Raw genomic sequence first — 17,077 nt, forward strand, 5'->3', positions numbered from 1 at the left:
TTACATCACTCCAATCAGATAGACGACTGTAAAGATAAATATCCAAACAACGTCTAAAAAGTGCCAATACAAGCCGACGATAAAGGTTTTTCGATTCGTTTCTTCATTGATCCCACGACGTAGTAATTGAATAATGATACTTATCATCCAAACAATACCGACGGACACGTGGATCCCGTGAGTACCTACTAAAACGAAGAAGGCAGCAAGAAAGGCACTCGAAGAAATGGTAGCCCCTTCTTCGACCATCGTGGCAAATTCGGTAATTTCGAGACCGATGAAAGAAGCCCCTAGTAATACGGTTACAGATAACCAACCTACGACCTGCTTTACGTGTCCTTTGTGTAGCGCTAATGTGGCTAACCCACTTGTGAAGCTACTCGTTAAAAGAATGAAGGTTGATGCCACAAAGATAGGGATTTCAAATAATTCTTCCCCAGTAGGTCCACCGTTATATCGTCCCATTAAAATCACATAAGTAGCAAACAACGTTGCAAAAAGTATCAAGTCTGTGATCAAGAAGATCCAAAATCCAAATATTTTAAGTGAGTTTTCATCATGACCATGGTCTTCATGGTCATGATGTTTTTGAGGCACGGCGTGTTCCATCAGCGTGCACCTCCCGTTTTGGCTTCAGTTTTTTCTACTTCTTCTGCCGGAATATAGTAGTCTGTGTTTTTTTGGAAATAGCGTGCTACTAAACAAGCAGCCACACCTACGAGACCTACAATTCCCATCCAAGACCATCCAAAGACTAAACCGAACCCTGCGACAAACCAGCAGCCCCCCATAATAAATGGAATGCCTGAATCCTTTGGCATATGAATCGGTTTAAATTTATTGCCGCTCTTGTAAGTTTTAATGCCCTTCTCTTTCTTGTACCACCAGTCATCTTGTTGCTCTATTTGCGGGATTTCAGCAAAGTTGTAGACTGGTGCAGGAGATGGAATAGACCATTCTAATGTACGACCGTTCCATGGATCGCCTGTAGTGTCTTTTTTCCTATTTTTAATGCCGTGCACAATTTGCCACACTTGGATGAGAAAACCAGCTCCCATTAAGAAAGCACCGAATGTAGACAGGAGGTTTAATTGCCACCAACCCATGTCCCAACCGTATGTGACAGTTCGACGAGGCATACCCATGAAGCCTAGTGCGTATTGTGGCATAAAGGTTGCATAAAATCCGATGTTCCAGAACCAGAATGCCCATTTGCCGATTTTTTCGCTTAACGTAAAACCGAAAATTTTTGGCCACCAATAATAAAGTCCTGCAAAGAAGCCGAAGACAACCCCACCGATGAGTACTTGGTGAAAGTGGGCAATAAGGAAGTAGTTATTGTGATATTGGAAGTCTGCAGGTGCAACCGCCAACATAACTCCTGTAGCGCCCCCTACCAAGAATGTCGGTATAAAGGCAATGGTCCACAACATCGGTGTTTTTATCTGAATTCGTCCTCTAAACATCGTAAATAGCCAGTTAAACACTTTGACACCGGTCGGAATGGCAACCGCCATGGTTGTGATGGCAAAAAACGCATTAACGACATAATCTGCCATGGTGAAAAAGTGGTGAACCCATGTGAAGAAGGACAAAATGCTTATACTTAACATCGCAAAGACCATTGATTTGTATCCAAAGATTTTCTTCTTAGAAAACGTACTCACAATTTCTGAGAACACTCCGAATGCTGGAAGAATCACGATGTAAACTTCCGGATGTCCCCACATCCAGATCAAATTTATATAGAGCATCGGATTGCCGCCACCTTCGAGCGTGAAGAAAGGGGCTCCAAAGAATCGTTCTACAAATAGTAATCCTAGCGTCACGGTCAATACAGGGAACGCGAAAATAATAATAATAGACGCTGCTAACACAGACCATGTAAATAGGGGCATTTTCATTAGTGACATTCCCGGTGCACGCATTTTGAGTATCGTCACTATAAAGTTAATCCCTGTTGCTAAGCTCCCGATACCGGAGATCTGAATTCCCCAAATATAGAAGTCTTGCCCAGGACCAGGACTGAATTCGGTTCCGGATAGCGGGGCATAACTGAGCCAACCAGCATCGGGTGATCCTCCAATAATGAACGATAAGTTAAAGAGCATTGCCCCGGCAAAGAAAAGCCAAAAGCTAACAGCGTTTAGAAACGGAAAAGCCACGTCCCTTGCGCCTATTTGAAGTGGAACAATCATGTTAAATAACGCAAACATAAACGGCATCGCCATGAATAAAATCATAATTGTACCGTGTGTTGTGAATATTTGGTTATACTCTTCTGCGCCAATTATACTCAAATCAGGGAGAGCAATTTGCGCCCTCATTAATAACGCGTCAACACCCCCACGGAAAAGCATGAGCAGGGAGGCGATCAAATACATAATCCCTATTTTTTTATGGTCAAGAGTGGTCAACCATTCTCTCCAGAGCCAACCCCATTTTTTGTAATACGTGAGTACAAAGATGATTGCAATCGTGGTTAAGACGATGGATACTTGCGCTGCATAAATTGACGGCACGCCTGTAACAAAGAATTCTGAGGCGAACGTCTTTATTTCTTGCCACATAAATTTTCCTCCTTCCTAAGTAAAGCTATTCTTCAGTTTCAATGAGGTCTCCGGTTTCATTACTGCGGTAATATTGCCCACCATTTTTGTCGACAATATATTCAAACAATCCAGATGTGTAGGAACTGAACTCAGCCTGCTCTACGACGCTAGGCTCACTTAACTGTTCGTATCCGTCCATTGTCAATGAAGAAGAAGGACCCTCTTTTACTTCGTTCACCCAATCTGAAAATTCCTCTTCTGATCGAGCATTTACGTCAAATTTCATTTCTGTAAAGCCTTCACCGCTAAAGTTATTGGCTGTACCATAATACGTTCCTTCTTCATCTGCTTCTAGCCAAAGTTGCAACGTTTTTCCTGGTAACGTATATTTTTGACCGCCTAATTGTGGTACCCAGAATGAGTTGATCGGTGCGTCAGTAGTTAATTGAAAGTCAACAGGTACATTTATCGGAATCTCTACATAATTGACAGTTGCTACGCCTTGCTCTGGATAAAGAAATAGCCATTTCCAGTCTAGTGAAGTAACTTGGATGGTCAGCGGTTCAACATCCTCGGACTCTGCCGGCCTTTCTGCCAGTACAAACGTATCTCGAATCGTGTAAAAGCCTAGAATGCCAACAACCAAAATTGGAATTCCCCACCAGACAATTTCCAACCATTTATTATCATCCCATTCTGGCTTAAATGACGCCTTGCTATCGGGCCTATCGCGATAACGATACACGATAAAAGCGAAAAAAATGAGAACAGGAATGATGACGACACCTAGTAAAATAGCAGAAATAGCCATTAAATTCGCCTGCACTTCTCCAACAGGACCTTTAGAATCCAAAACAATAAACTGTTCACTACAACCACTTAACACTGTAACGATAAGAACAAACATACCCGTATAAGATAGCCTTTTTAATAACTTTTTCTTCATGAACTTTACACTCCTCTCCTTTATTGTTGGAAACAAAACTATATTTTTGTGAAGTAAGTATAACCAGAAATTCACTATAAGTAGGTTACTAATCACGATAGCAGAGTTATTTTAGCACAGCTTCATTAGGAAAAACGCATAGAATCGAAAAGGTCACAAGGAGTTCGTAAATAATTCATAAAGTGTTTTTGGTTTTGTCACCGTATTGTAAAAATCTACCCAATATCAAAATCTTCACAAAAAAACCAACCCCATAATAGGATTGGTAGTATAAACGGTGGTTCAGGAACTCGGTTAGAGAAGCTGCTTGATCTTCGGGAATACGTTGAGGGCGGTGTTGTAAAACACGTCTTCATGATATTCATCTGGGGTGATGTCTTGAATAAATTTGATGTACGGTTGGACTGGGATGAGTGGCCAGTCTGTGCCGAATAGGAACTTCTTATAGTTGTTTGTAAAGGTTAGTGCGTGTAATAGATGGTCAAAAAATCTTGTTTTCTGCAATGATGTAATGTCGGTGCCTGTTCCGACTACAAGTCCAGATAGATCTGCGTAGACATTGTGGTTTTTGTACACGACTTCAGCCGCGTCTAGTACCCATGGGTCTCCGAAATGGGCCATCATGATTGTCATGTCGCGGTGCTTCACTGCGACTTCGTCAATTGCTAATGGATGGGAGAACCGTAGGCGACCTCGTTCTGAGTACGTGTCTCCAGTATGGTACACGATAGGTAATCCGTATGTTTTGGCTAATGCATATACTGGCTCGTATACTTCGTCATATGCGTAGAACGGGTAGTAGCCTAGGTAGATTTTGATTCCGACGCACTCCGGCTTTTGGATGTCTCGCTCTAGCTTCTGCAAAGCTATCTCATCCAGGTGATACGGATTGATGCCTGCACAATATACTACATTTGGTGGTACTTTCTCGCTAAGGTCAATGCCCATGGGGGAGGGAGCAGCAGAGTCAGGAAACCCTTCCTCTGCTGTTTCTGTCACTCCCATGGCGATGCTTAAAACGATGTTGTTTTCGCCGAATTCTTTAACATAACCGTCATACGAGTAATCAACCTTAGACAAATCACAAGCTGTCTTATGAAAGCTATTAATATTTGAATAATGGATATGGGCGTCAATAATTTTCATGTGGCACCTCACCGAAACGATATGTTTTGGAAGTCCCTGACTTCATCTTGGGAGAATACGCTATCGTGACCGACAAAGAAGACCGGCTGCGATACATATTCTTCTCCGTTTGCTACATTCAAAACCTCTGAAGGGCCTACTGCCATCACTTCTTTATTCATGTAAGCATTTATTGAGGTTTCACTGATCATTTGCAGAAGTTGATTGTCTTCAAAGCTACCGATGATTGCGTGCGTTCCGAGCATCGTGTTTAATTCTGTTTGCCCAGCGACATACGACTTCTGATCACGGTTTTTCACCCAGCTTTGTGATAAGTCAGTAGCTGGATGTAAGAAGGCTTGCAAATAACGATCCTTATCGTGCAAATACGTGCCAGTATACTGCTTGAATTTTGTCACACAAGCGAGTACAGAAATCCCTGGTAGCATGACAAAATATTGTTCCATGCCTAGACCTTTGAATGCTTCGTTCTCCACAAAAGTGGTGGATAGCTTGAGGCCTTCCCACTCGTTACCGTCAGTGTCAGTCAAAGAACCCTTCTCGACAGTCGATATTTCTTTGCCTAACGAGGAGTTGTTAATCCCGCGTAAGGACGAGTGGATTCCTCCGCTCCAAGGGTTGAACCACGATTTCGGCATCGTTTTTGGGTAAGAGCTATGTAGCCACTCTTTTCCGTTCGTTTTCAGCGAGTACAGAGCAGGATAAAAGCTAGCTGCAGCTGAAATGGATAGTACACCATTGGAGGCTGTAACCGTTTCGGTCCCTTTGATTTCCTTTCTTTCTATTTGAACAGGTTGAGTGGCGTTTGGCGTTAAAAGCAAAGCACTCTTTACATTACATATCCCGTTTACTGTATAGCGTGCTGTCATCTTGTCTATCGGGTTGCGATTGCCCGGTAGAGAAGTAGCCACTGTTCGAAGCTGCTCAGAAGGAGAAACAGACGCTTCTGTAATGGTCTGGCCGTTGAATTCAAATGCAATACTTCCTTGAAGGTAGCTCGATTTGTTATCGACAAGTACTACTTTTTTGTGATTATTAGAAACGACCGGTGTGTTTGCTGCTGAAAGTGTAAGTTCTCTTTCAGGCAGCACTGGTGTCAGTGTGTGTTGTGATCGCGCAAAGCTTCTAAACTCTTCCCAATTTTGATAGGCACCGATTGAAATGTAAACCGGTTCGGACTGACGTTCTGAGTGGGCGGGTAGATCACCTATATTGTGCTCGATATACATGTACCACGATTCGAAGCCTACTTTGGCATGTTGCGGCCAGGTAACGCCGTGAGGGTACCGCTCGTATCGAGAAAAGAACCAGTTTTCTGTCAGGCTATGACTATCCCATAAGCCAAAATCTGAGCTGGCCGTTTCATCGACTGCAATAATACTATTGTTCATCGGAAAAACAGGCTTTGTTAAGTCTTGATAAACAGGTTGGTACAGCCAAGTCCCATTTACCACATCGTCACTACCATTTCTAACGATATACGATTGCTCAAGCAACCCTTCTGCAAAGAGCTTAGATACACTCACGAGCTCCAGTTGTGGAAAATCGGTAGACTCATACGTTGCTTCCAGGATCATAGCACCATTTTCTTCACGATAATCAACACGTTTTGGCTTTCTTTTCGATAGTTCGGTAGAATACGGTTTTCCGATCTTAGGCACGAGACCAATCGTTTTCGGTACGATTCTTTCTCGTGCGGGCAATATTTCATTATCGTTTTTGTCTAAGTACAGCTGATACAACCCGTTATAAATGCGCCAGTAATCATCACATTCGCCGCTGAAACGCACACCAACACCTTTGAAGGCAGCCCCTATTTTTGTTTTGAAAGTAAACGATTGCCCGTTTTCTCGCGTTACTACTGCTTCGAGAGTAGGGGAGTAAAAGCCATACCCGGACAACTCGTAAGTGATGGGTACAGACGTTTTTCCCTTTGCCTGTAGTTGAACAGTTACTTCGTGCTCCTCTATTTGAAGCCAGTCACTCGTTGGGAGCTTCACTTGAAGTGTAATCGGCTCGTTGTAGCTGTTCTCGACATCTACATAGAACGTAGACTTTTTGTGCAGATAGGATTGCGACCCCGGTACGACTGCCTTCAGCTTAGCAGGGAGCTTCGGTAAGATCCCTGTGGCAAACGTGGCCTTTTTTCCATTGATCAATAAGTTCGAAACAACGGAAGGATGCGTCCGCCAACTACTTTGTTCTGCTAACAAATCTCCGACCGAAAAATGAGCTTCAATGGTCGTGCGATCGATCACTTTCACGCTGTCCTGGAAGGAATACTGGATAATTTGGTGGTTTTCGCCTTGAATTTGAATATGAAGCGGTACATCAGATTTATTCTCAATGTCATACCGAATTTTGTAATTAGCATTAGCAACGAGTTTAAAGTCCTCAACAGTAGCAGCGATGCGATAATCATTTGTTTCAATAAGACGCAATCCTCGTCCGCTCCGTTCAAACTCCATGCGCAAATGCTGATCGCCTTTCTCCCATTTGTACTCATAAAAAGTGAAATCGTTTTCCTTTTGACTGTCAGGCTTCACTTCAATGACGCGCGTACTTGCATCGTACCAGTTCGCCTGCTCAAAAAACTGCTCGACAGCCTCAGTGTTCAGTACAGTTGGCATAAAGTTCATTAAGTGCGTTGTGTCGTCACGGTCTTCCCAGAAGAACCCGCATTTTTTATATAGAGGAACCGCCTTTGAGTTCCCTGGCCATGTGTACAAATCTAGTCGCGGCCAGCCTAGTTCAACTGAGCGCTCCACAGCCTTCAATACAAGTTGTTTTCCGATTCCAGCTCCGTGATAATCCGTGCGCACGTTAAGTAGCGGAATGTACAAAGCTCCTTCATCTTCTCGATACTCAGACAATCCACAATAACCGACTACTTCGTTTCCATCTAACGCTAAGTAAAGGTGGAGGTTACTCGAATTTGCTTCCTGCGTCCGAACCTTTTCTTCTGTCGTCACATGAGCATCGCCACCCCAACCGTCACGACTGAGATTCCACATCTGGGCAACAGCCGCAGCGAGCCCCTCATGATATTCGACAATTTCAATTTTTTGCTTTGTGTTCTCCATCTTAGATACTCCCCTTCGCATGAGTAAATGTTCACTACGTCTCTATGATCCTGTGTCCGTCGAAACCTCTAGAGAAATGATGTGTAACCATACTGCATCTCCTCCTTTATAGAATGTGTGTGGTGAGGACAGCCTTTGAAATTTATGCCATTCACCACAACATTTACTATATAGAGACTCATGAACGATGTAAAGGAATATTCGGAACTGTCGGTAATTCACAACAATATGACAAAGAAACCCCCAGTTGACGCAATACAGGTCAAGTGGGGGTTTTCTTTAGCCAAAGTGTATCAACATTTATGCTTTAGGCTGGGAAGGGATAGAAATATTGGAAAGCGCTTCGCCTGCTTCATTTTCATAAGGCTGTCGAGTGGCCAAGTCCCCTAGTGATACCATACCTAATAGTCGTTGATTTTCTACAACTGGTAAACGGCGAATTTGTCCTTGAGCCATCAACTTAGCTGCATCGTGGACGTCCATATCCGGTGTACCTTGAACGAGGTCAGTAGACATACACTGCGAGACCGTCGTGTTGCCGTCCAATCCTTGCGCTGTGGAGCGTAATGTAATATCCCGGTCTGTAATCATCCCTCGTAGTTGACCATTTTCTACAACTGGTAGCGAACCAACATTATGTTGTGACATGAGTGAGGCAGCTTCTTGGATACTTTGGTTCGGTGCAACAGAGATTACGTTTTGTGACATGAGATTGCGAATGACATCTGACATTTGATTTATTCCTCCTTTCCTGAACATTTTCCGCAATATTGGGGGATTTATACGAAAATCCGGGCGCTAGGTCCTACCCAGTATTTGTCACGACACCAGGCGTTAGACGATGATGAATTACGCAAAAACAAGGTAAACAGGCTGAGATAGTGCAGGAGTAATTTGCAAAAATGGAGGCTGCTAAATCCGATGATAGTCACGAGGTTGTAATGAATTTGCAAAGGAATTGAATGACTTTAAAGTTGGAAAGTCGTGATATACTATAAATTAATGTGAGTAGCTTTGACGACATGGAATGAATACTCATATTTTTTTGTCGCGGTACATTCCGTAATATGACAGTAAAAAATCTTGGTGGTGCTAACTTGAAAAAAATTGCGATGGTTTTAGTGACTATTCTCTTAATAAATTCAAAATTAACTTTCATAGCGTACGCTGATCCAACTTCCGGTGCCCCTACTTTGTCAAGTGAAGCAGCGATCTTGCTCGATCAAAAAACAGGACAAGTACTCTATGACAAGAACTCAACTGCTCAAATGTATCCAGCGAGTTTAACAAAGATTGCTACGGCGATTTATGCCATTGAAAAAGGTAACTTAGATGATATTGTCACAGTAAGTAGTAAGGCAAGAAACGTAGAGGGTACGAGGGTTTATTTAGCGGAAGGGGAACAGATTTCGTTAAAAAAACTACTTCAAGGATTACTCATAAATTCTGGTAATGATGCTGGGATAGCAATTGCTGAGCATTTGGATGGAAGCGTACGTAACTTTTCGAAAAATATAAATGAGTATTTAAAGACCGAAATTGGCGTCCAAGATACAAACTTTGTAAATCCACATGGGTTATTTGATCCTAACCATGTAACGACCGCTGAAGACATGGCTCGGATTACGCAGTATGCAATGAAAAACGAAACGTTCAGAGAAATCATGAGCATAAAAGAGTTGGATTGGACAGGAGAAGCGTGGTCTACAACGTTGTATAATCACCATAAATTAATGAGAGAGATTCCTTACGAGGGAGTAACAGGCGGAAAGACAGGCTACGTCGACCAATCTGGACAAACACTCGTCACAACGGCTGAACGAGGAAACTTAAGTTTAATCGCTGTCACACTTAAGGGAAATACACAGACAGAAGCGTACAACGATACAATAGAACTATTAGATTTTGGCTTTGAGAATTTCAAAACGACCCAAATAGTCAAGGGGAAGAAGTTTGAAAGTGAAGACGGAGTTCCATTTCTAGCAACAAAAAATCTGAATTATACACAGATGAAAACTGGTGATGTTAAACTTGAAGTGACAAACGACGGCACGCTCACTGTTGTACAATCGAACGAAGCGCTAAATACATCTTTTCAACTAAAGGAAGTTAAGCAAAATACAGCGGTAGCATCATCAAAAGCATCCTCCCCAGATAGAGATCAGGAGCAGATTCCATTTACAAGCAATATCTCTTTTTACTTTTTTATGTTGATTATAGTGTTAGGTGTTTTTGGCATGGTTTACACGAGAGTTTTGAAAAGGTGAGTTCGTTCTAGGTGTGTTGCACAGGAATATGTCAAGTTTAACTCTTTGCATCCGTTTATTATCGTGTATAGTATGTAACAGACTTCTCTCAGGGAAGTCTATTTTTATCATTTCCTAAAAAGAGGGGAGAGAGCCGGATGGCGAATCTTTGGGATGCGGAAGTGAATGTTACGGTCGAAGATGCAACACGAATGATAGAGGAACAGTTTGCTGAGCTGACACCTGTTTCGATAGAGGAAATGGGAGAAGGGTTTGATAACAAAGTATTTCTAGTTAACGACAAGTACGTTTTTCGTTTTCCTAGAAGGGAGAAAGCGGTTAGTCTTTTAGAAATGGAACTAGCTCTTCTTCCTGAATTGGTTGAGGTCCTGCCCATTTCGATACCCAACCCGTTGTTTCGTGGTGAAGCGACGGACACATCACTTTGGCCTTTTGCGGGGTATACGTTTTTGAGGGGGAGAACCACACATTTGCTGAATGAATCTCAACGGAAGGCATCGGCTCCTCTGCTTTCGCGGTTTTTAAAGGAGTTACACCAATTTCCAGTGGAACGTGCTCGGAGGCTGGGTGTTCCTGAGGATGAGCTTGGGCGACTGAGTATGGCGAAGAGAATTCCAACTTTGGAAGAGAATGTGGAAAGATTAATTGCACAAGGATTATGGAGCGATAGAACACCTTATATAAACCTGATCCGTTCCGTGCAAAATCTAGGCGACGTAATAGGCGATACACTTGTCCATGGGGATCTACATATACGCAATCTACTTGTGAACGACGAAGGGATTGTCTCTGGAATTATTGATTGGGGAGATGCGCACATTGGAAATCGAGCAATTGACTTGTCTGTCGTCTACAGCCTCTTAACACCACCCGGTCGCAAAGAATTTTTCAACGACTACGGGGCAGTAGACGAGAAAACCCATCTCCTTGCTAGGTTCAAAGCTATATATACGAGTACATACCTGCTACTGCACGCTTTTGACCAAAAGAATGAAGTTGAAATGAAAGCCGCAACCGAAACGATTCGTGTTGCTTTCATGTAAGGAACTGGGTACCACCCGATATTTGTCGAACGACCCTATACATTTTTGATAAATTTTAGGGCGTGCCAGTTCCCGAAAAATGTAGAGGGAACTAATTCCGAAAACTGACAATAAAGACAAAGTTTCAAAGCGGTTGTAACCGTGATATAATGTTGCATTGGTACTGAGGTACTTACAACATGTAAAGTAAGATGTAAATAAACCAACCTAAAGCGTTTATATCTTGCAAATATGAATTAGATAGGTGGTAGCATAGGAATGGAAAACAAACCGTACAGAGTCTTATTGTATTATCACTACGTTTCGATCGAAAATCCCGAGGAGTTTGCCAAAGAGCATCTTAAAATGTGTAATGAGCTAGGATTAAAAGGACGAATTCTAGTGGCGTCGGAAGGCATAAACGGCACGGTTTCTGGCCCAGTAGAACAAACAGAGATCTATATGGATGAAATGAGAAAAGATCCTCGTTTTGCCGATATCGTATTCAAAATAGATGAAGAAGAGGGTCATGCGTTTAAGAAGATGCATGTGCGTCCAAGACCAGAGCTTGTTACTTTGCGTCTGGAGGATGATATTGATCCTAAAGTAACAACGGGTAAACACCTAGAACCAAAAGAGTTCTTTGAGCTCATGAAACAGGATGATACGGTGATTATTGATGCTCGGAATGACTACGAATACGAATTAGGTCATTTTAGAGGTGCGATTAAGCCTGATATTGAGACGTTCAGAGAGTTGCCTGATTGGGTTCGCGAAAACAAAGACAAGCTTGAGGGCAAGAAAATTTTAACCTATTGTACTGGTGGCATTCGCTGTGAGAAATTTTCAGGCTGGCTAGTGAAAGAAGGCTTTGAAGACGTCGGTCAACTTCACGGTGGAATCGTTACGTACGGAAAAGACCCTGAAGTACAAGGTGAACTATGGGACGGTCAATGCTACGTTTTTGATGAGCGGATCAGTGTGCCGATTAACCGAAAAGAACATGTTATCGTAGGAAAAGACTACTTTACAGGCGAGCCATGTGAACGCTACGTTAATTGTGCAAACCCTGAGTGCAACAGACAAATCCTAGCCTCAGAGGAAAACGAACATAAATACTTGCGTGGCTGTACTCCAGAGTGCCGAGTGCACCCGAGAAGTCTCTATATAAAAGAACATGAACTGACCGAAGAAGAAGTTCAAGAGAGAATTGCAGCACTTGAAGCTGAAGAGATGGCGACAAACAAATAAACAGTGCCCTGTCACGGACACTATGAAAGAGCTCTGATTACAGGGCTCTTTTTTGGTGCTCCTTATTTCGGGAACTGGTACCACCCGCTTTTTGTCGAAAAATCTGTTTATAGATAACGTTTTTTTCGACACATTTCGGGGCGTACCAGTTCCGTGTTTTACCTATTCTGAAAATACAGAGAGATTACTTGTTATTTGTGTTAGACTAAACAGTAGAGGAGCCTGACTCCTACATAATAATTTCATCTATCTACCACGAAAAGTTTAGAGGCTCTTACTACATATGGAAGAGGGAGAGTTGGAATTATGACCTACAAGCTGATTAAAAATGGAACGTTGATTGATGGGAATGGCGGACAACCGATTGTGGATGCCGCAGTACTTGTAAACGGAAATCGCATAGAGACGGTTGGTAAGGTAGGAGAGATGCAAGTTCCAGATGAGAATGTGACAGTCGTAGATGCTCAAGGCGGCTTTATTCTTCCAGGCCTAATCGACACGCATGTCCATCTCATGTTTGAAATCGGAAAGCTTGAAGAGAGGTTAATGACTCCTTTTTCTTTGAAATTTTATCAAGCAATGCAGTATATGGAACGGACGCTAAATGCTGGAGTGACGACGGTTCGCGATGCTGGCGGTGCCGATGCTGGGGTGAGGCAGGCTGTAGAGAACAAAATGGTGCAAGGACCACGTATGCAAATTAGTATTACGGCGCTGACGACGACAGGTGGACACGGTGATTCATGGATGCGTTCTGGTGTTGACATGAATCTTCATGGATACCCGGGGAATCCGGATGGAATTTGTGACGGTGTAGAGCAAGTGAGGCAAAAAGTGCGCGAGGTGCTCCGGGCGGGGGCAGATATTATTAAAGTGCATGCCACCGGAGGCGTACTAAGCCCGACGGATCATCCTGAATTCACCCAGTTCAATCAGGAAGAGCTTGAGGTCATCGTACAGGAAGCCCAGTATCGTCGGGGGCTCAAGGTGATGGCGCATGCCCAAGGTGCAGAGGGAATCAAAAACGCTATTCGAGCGGGAATTCATTCTATTGAACACGGAATCTTCCTCGACGACGAAGTAATCCAACTCATGATTAAACATGGTACGTATCTTGTCCCGACTTTGTTAGCGCCTGTAGCTGTGCTCGAGCAGGCTGAAAGAGATGGTTCGATGCCAGAGTATGGCGTGCAGAAGTGTCGTGAAGTCATTAAGTACCATAAGGAAAGCATTGCAAGAGCGTATGAAGCTGGAGTGAAGATTGCAATGGGAACTGATGCTGGCGTCATGGCCCACGGTACAAACCTTCGCGAACTCGGACTCATGTGCGATATCGGCATGTCACCGATGGAATCACTCGTCGCTACAACAAAAACGGCAGCAGAATGCATGGGATGGGAAGATCAAGTCGGTACAGTGGAAACTGGGAAATTTGCAGATATTGTAATTACCTCAACAGATCCATTGTCAGATATTCGTTCACTCGAAAACACTGAAAATATTGTGGCGGTTATGAAGGATGGGGAGTTTGTAAAGAATGATTTGCAAAGGGTTGCTGTGGCGCGATAAAAACCCCATTCTTTCATTAAACTTATTACTGCTCTGGTAACAGCAGACAGCGAATGAGTTTAGGTGTTGGCTGGCGTGTGCATGTATTGTATAGAAAATCCCCTTTGGAAGACCAATCTTCTGAAGGGGATTTTCGTTAACTGTTCAGGGAACTGGCACCACCCGCTTTTTGTCGGTTGATGTCGAAACCTTACAGTGAAGTTCAAGTAAATGAATGTATGTTATTCGACATAATTCGGGGCGTACCAGTTCCGGAAAAAGAGCTACCAGCTATGGATAGCTGGTAGCTCTTTTTTCATTATCTTTGGTATTGCGCGCGATGAAGGTTTGCAAAGATGCCACCTTGTTCAATCAGCTCATCATGGTGTCCTTGTTCGGCAATGCCGTCTTCGGTGACGACGATGATCCGATCGGCGTTACGAATTGTTGCAAGTCTATGAGCAATGATAAGGGTAGTGCGGTTTTTCGCTAGTTCTTCTAGTGCTTTCTGAATGATCAACTCTGTTTCTGTATCAAGAGCAGAGGTTGCCTCGTCTAGAATCAGGATTGGTGGATTCTTTAGGAACATACGGGCAATGGCGATACATTGTTTTTGTCCACCTGACAGCTTCAGGCCTCTTTCACCAATTTGCGTTTCATATCCGAGTGGAAGAGATTCAATAAAGGTTTCTAAGTGTGCGCGTCTGGTAGCTTTACGTATCTCCTCGTCGGTTGCATCGAGCATGCCATATGCGATATTATCCCGCAATGTTCCTGTGAACAAAAAGACGTCCTGCTGCACGATGCCAATTTGTGACCGTAGCGATTGCTTCGTCATTTCCCGAATGTCTATACCATCAATCGTTATCAAGCCATCATCCACATCATAAAACCGTGGAATCAAAGAGCAAATGGTCGATTTTCCCGCACCAGATGGTCCAACAAAAGCCACCGTCTCTCCTGCTCGAACTGTTAAGTCAACTTCATTTAACACTTTTTTATGTTCTTCGTAGCTAAAAGTCACACGGTTAAAATCAATATCACCACGTAGAGACGGGACATCTACAGCATCGTCGCGATCCACAACGTCGGGTGCCGTATCCAACAACTCGGTAAATCGTTTGAACCCCGCCATGCCTTTCGGGTACAGTTCCATCAGTGCGCCAATTTTGTCAATTGGCTTGAACAAAACGTTAATGTAGAGTACAAAACCTACCAGTTCCCCGTACGTTAATTCCCCTTGAAAACTGAACCACGCACCTAACACAAGTACGACGAGCACAATAAGACGTGTCATCATATACATCCCTGACGTACTAAAAGACATCACACGATACGATCGTAGCTTTGCCTTGCGAAAGCGTTGATTATTTTCTGTGAATCTCTCATTCTCAAAGTCTTCATTTGTAAATGACTGAACAACGCGTACACCAGAGACGCTATCTTCTACACGTCCATTGACCTCGGCAATCTCACGAAACATCGCCGCCCACGCCTTATTCATGCGCAAATTACAATAAACGATGAGCCAAATCAAAAAAGGGACAGCGAAGATCGCCACTAGCGCTAACTGCACATTAATCGTCATCATGATGGCAAACGCTCCGAAAAATGTCATGACAGCAATGAACAAATCCTCAGGGCCGTGATGCGAGAGCTCCCCAATATCGAAAAGGTCATTTGTAATTCTGCTCATAATGTGCCCGGTCTTCGTGTTATCAAAAAAGCGAAATGACTGTCGCTGCACGTGCTGGAAGAGTTCTTGGCGCATATCAGTTTCAATATTAATCCCGAGCTTGTGCCCCCAAAAGTTCACGATGTATTGTAGAAACGTACTCATAATGTAAAGGGTTAATAGCCCAGCACTCACCGAGACGATGGTCGACCAGTTTCCACTTGGTAATAAGGAATCGATGAACCACTGAACAGCAAGGGGAAACCCGAGTTCTAGCAACGCCACGATAACTGCACAGCTAAAATCAAGGATAAATAGCTTTCTATGAGGCCTATAATAAGTAAAAAAACGCCGAATCATGAGCTTTTCTCCTTAGGTGGAAATGTAGATTACAATAATAGGATTATATGTGTAACACGGTGAATACGCAAGGAGGCTAAAATCAGTGATGACATAAAAAGGGGCCGAACCTGCAGAATAAACAGGGGAAGTCCGTCCCTTCTTTTGATACCATATTATAGTGTCAGTCCATTTTTTACTGCAAATGAAACACAAGTAAGGTGCTGCGATGTTACTATGTCATCACGATCAAAGACGTTCGCTAGTTCATAAGGTTTTCCAGTTTCGGTTAGTACATACTGCTCAATCGTTTGGTTGAGGTGATCAACAATCCAATACTCCATCACACCAAATTGAGCATAGCTGTCACGCTTCATCGTGCGGTCCCTCTTTGCGGTGCTGGGTGAGAGAATTTCAACGACTAAGTCTGGCGGACCGACTACCGCATGCTCTTCGATAATTTCTTCTCTACTTCGATGGATCATCAAAATATCTGGTTGTCGTGTATCTGTTTCTGACAAAATTACGTCAACTGGAGCATCCAGGATGATGTATTCACTTTCACACGAATCTGTTAAAATGCGTTCGATTCGGTGACTGATTCGTTGGTGTGTCGTTGTAGGTGATGGGCGCAGTTCTAAATGTCCAGAAACAATTTCGTAATGGTTTCCGTCCTCTGGTAATTTGTAATAGTCTTCTATGGTCCAACCTGATTCTTTGATGATTGTTGGCTTCTCTTTTTTGTAGCTCATGTTTTCCCTCCCTAACTCTTGATTAGCAGTGAGGCGTCCGACTTGTTGTATAGGATAAGTATAACAGATGGAAATGGTTGTTATGAACTTCAATTGAATAGCAAGAAAAGGAGCGCCTACGAATTTAGCAGGCGCTCCCTTTTCGGATTTATCGAATGTTTTTTGGTGCATTATGATGTTTCTGCTCTTGCTTTTTTGCTTGTGCTTCTTGATGAAGTTCTTCATTTCTTTTCGCATTATTGTTCATCTGCGCGTTTCTATTTCCCATCTTTTGACGACCCATGTCCCTCAACTCCTTTCAATTCTAATCACTCGGTAGTATGAGACTAACGAATAGGTTTCATGTACAAGTACGGGAGCTACTACCACCAGATAGATGTCGGTTTATGTCGAAAGGGTCTACAAGATGCGCAAAATAATTGAATACAATTCGTCAAAAATTGAGGTGTACCAGTTTCGGTGCGGAAATGTATACGCAAAATTGTGGCAATTGTGT

13 protein-coding genes are annotated in these 17,077 nt (G+C 43.1%); 4 read left to right on the forward strand and 9 right to left on the reverse strand.

All coding sequences use genetic code 11. The features are described 5' to 3' along the window. From cyoC to HHK01_RS01850, 6 genes are all read right to left on the reverse strand, one after another. A complete protein-coding gene (gene cyoC / locus HHK01_RS01825; RefSeq protein WP_170006163.1) occupies positions 1-609 on the reverse strand; it encodes a cytochrome o ubiquinol oxidase subunit III in 609 nt (202 codons plus the stop codon). Beyond that, complete coding sequence (locus HHK01_RS01830) at positions 609-2,570, reverse strand: cbb3-type cytochrome c oxidase subunit I (protein ID WP_170006164.1); 1,962 nt, start codon at positions 2,568-2,570, stop codon at positions 609-611. The genes cyoC and HHK01_RS01830 overlap by 1 nt, the downstream gene beginning before the upstream one ends. 25 nt (positions 2,571-2,595) lie before the next feature. Beyond that, complete coding sequence (locus HHK01_RS01835; protein WP_170006165.1) at positions 2,596-3,498, reverse strand: ubiquinol oxidase subunit II; 903 nt, start codon at positions 3,496-3,498, stop codon at positions 2,596-2,598. 294 nt (positions 3,499-3,792) lie between these two features. Next, positions 3,793-4,644, reverse strand: a complete 852-nt coding sequence (locus HHK01_RS01840; protein ID WP_170006166.1) for an amidohydrolase family protein — start codon at positions 4,642-4,644, stop codon at positions 3,793-3,795. Positions 4,645-4,652: 8 nt separating this feature from the next. After that, complete coding sequence (locus tag HHK01_RS01845; RefSeq protein WP_170006167.1) at positions 4,653-7,727, reverse strand: GNAT family N-acetyltransferase; 3,075 nt, start codon at positions 7,725-7,727, stop codon at positions 4,653-4,655. 300 nt (positions 7,728-8,027) lie between these two features. After that, positions 8,028-8,459, reverse strand: coding sequence for a CBS domain-containing protein (locus tag HHK01_RS01850; RefSeq protein ID WP_170006168.1), 432 nt, complete (start codon positions 8,457-8,459; stop codon positions 8,028-8,030). 335 nt (positions 8,460-8,794) lie between these two features. Between HHK01_RS01850 and HHK01_RS01855 the strand changes: the two genes are divergently transcribed. From HHK01_RS01855 to HHK01_RS01870, 4 genes are all read left to right on the forward strand, one after another. After that, positions 8,795-9,994 (forward strand): D-alanyl-D-alanine carboxypeptidase family protein, encoded by a 1,200-nt coding sequence (locus tag HHK01_RS01855; protein WP_170006169.1) that lies wholly within the window; start codon positions 8,795-8,797, stop codon positions 9,992-9,994. Between the two features lie 137 nt (positions 9,995-10,131). Then, on the forward strand, positions 10,132-11,037 hold the full coding sequence (locus HHK01_RS01860) for a phosphotransferase (RefSeq protein ID WP_170006170.1): 906 nt from the start codon (positions 10,132-10,134) through the stop codon (positions 11,035-11,037). Between the two features lie 258 nt (positions 11,038-11,295). Then, positions 11,296-12,267, forward strand: a complete 972-nt coding sequence (gene trhO, locus HHK01_RS01865; protein WP_170006171.1) for an oxygen-dependent tRNA uridine(34) hydroxylase TrhO — start codon at positions 11,296-11,298, stop codon at positions 12,265-12,267. 306 nt (positions 12,268-12,573) lie between these two features. Further along, positions 12,574-13,836: a metal-dependent hydrolase family protein gene (locus HHK01_RS01870; RefSeq protein ID WP_170006172.1), complete on the forward strand. Its 1,263-nt coding sequence runs from the start codon at positions 12,574-12,576 to the stop codon at positions 13,834-13,836. 298 nt (positions 13,837-14,134) lie between these two features. Here HHK01_RS01870 and HHK01_RS01875 read toward each other — a convergent pair whose 3' ends face one another. The 3 genes from HHK01_RS01875 to HHK01_RS15720 all read right to left on the reverse strand — a co-directional run bounded on the left by HHK01_RS01875 (position 14,135) and on the right by HHK01_RS15720 (position 16,864). Continuing rightward, on the reverse strand, positions 14,135-15,850 hold the full coding sequence (locus tag HHK01_RS01875) for an ABC transporter ATP-binding protein (RefSeq protein WP_170006173.1): 1,716 nt from the start codon (positions 15,848-15,850) through the stop codon (positions 14,135-14,137). Between the two features lie 155 nt (positions 15,851-16,005). Next, on the reverse strand, positions 16,006-16,581 hold the full coding sequence (locus HHK01_RS01880) for a Uma2 family endonuclease (RefSeq protein WP_170006174.1): 576 nt from the start codon (positions 16,579-16,581) through the stop codon (positions 16,006-16,008). A 148-nt stretch (positions 16,582-16,729) separates the two neighbouring features. Then, positions 16,730-16,864: a hypothetical protein gene (locus HHK01_RS15720; protein ID WP_265575548.1), complete on the reverse strand. Its 135-nt coding sequence runs from the start codon at positions 16,862-16,864 to the stop codon at positions 16,730-16,732. Positions 16,865-17,077 lie beyond the last annotated feature (213 nt).

Origin of the sequence: Bacillus fonticola (assembly GCF_012955605.1) — a bacterium.
Taxonomy (GTDB): Bacteria; Bacillota; Bacilli; order Bacillales; family JC228; genus Bacillus_CG; species Bacillus_CG fonticola.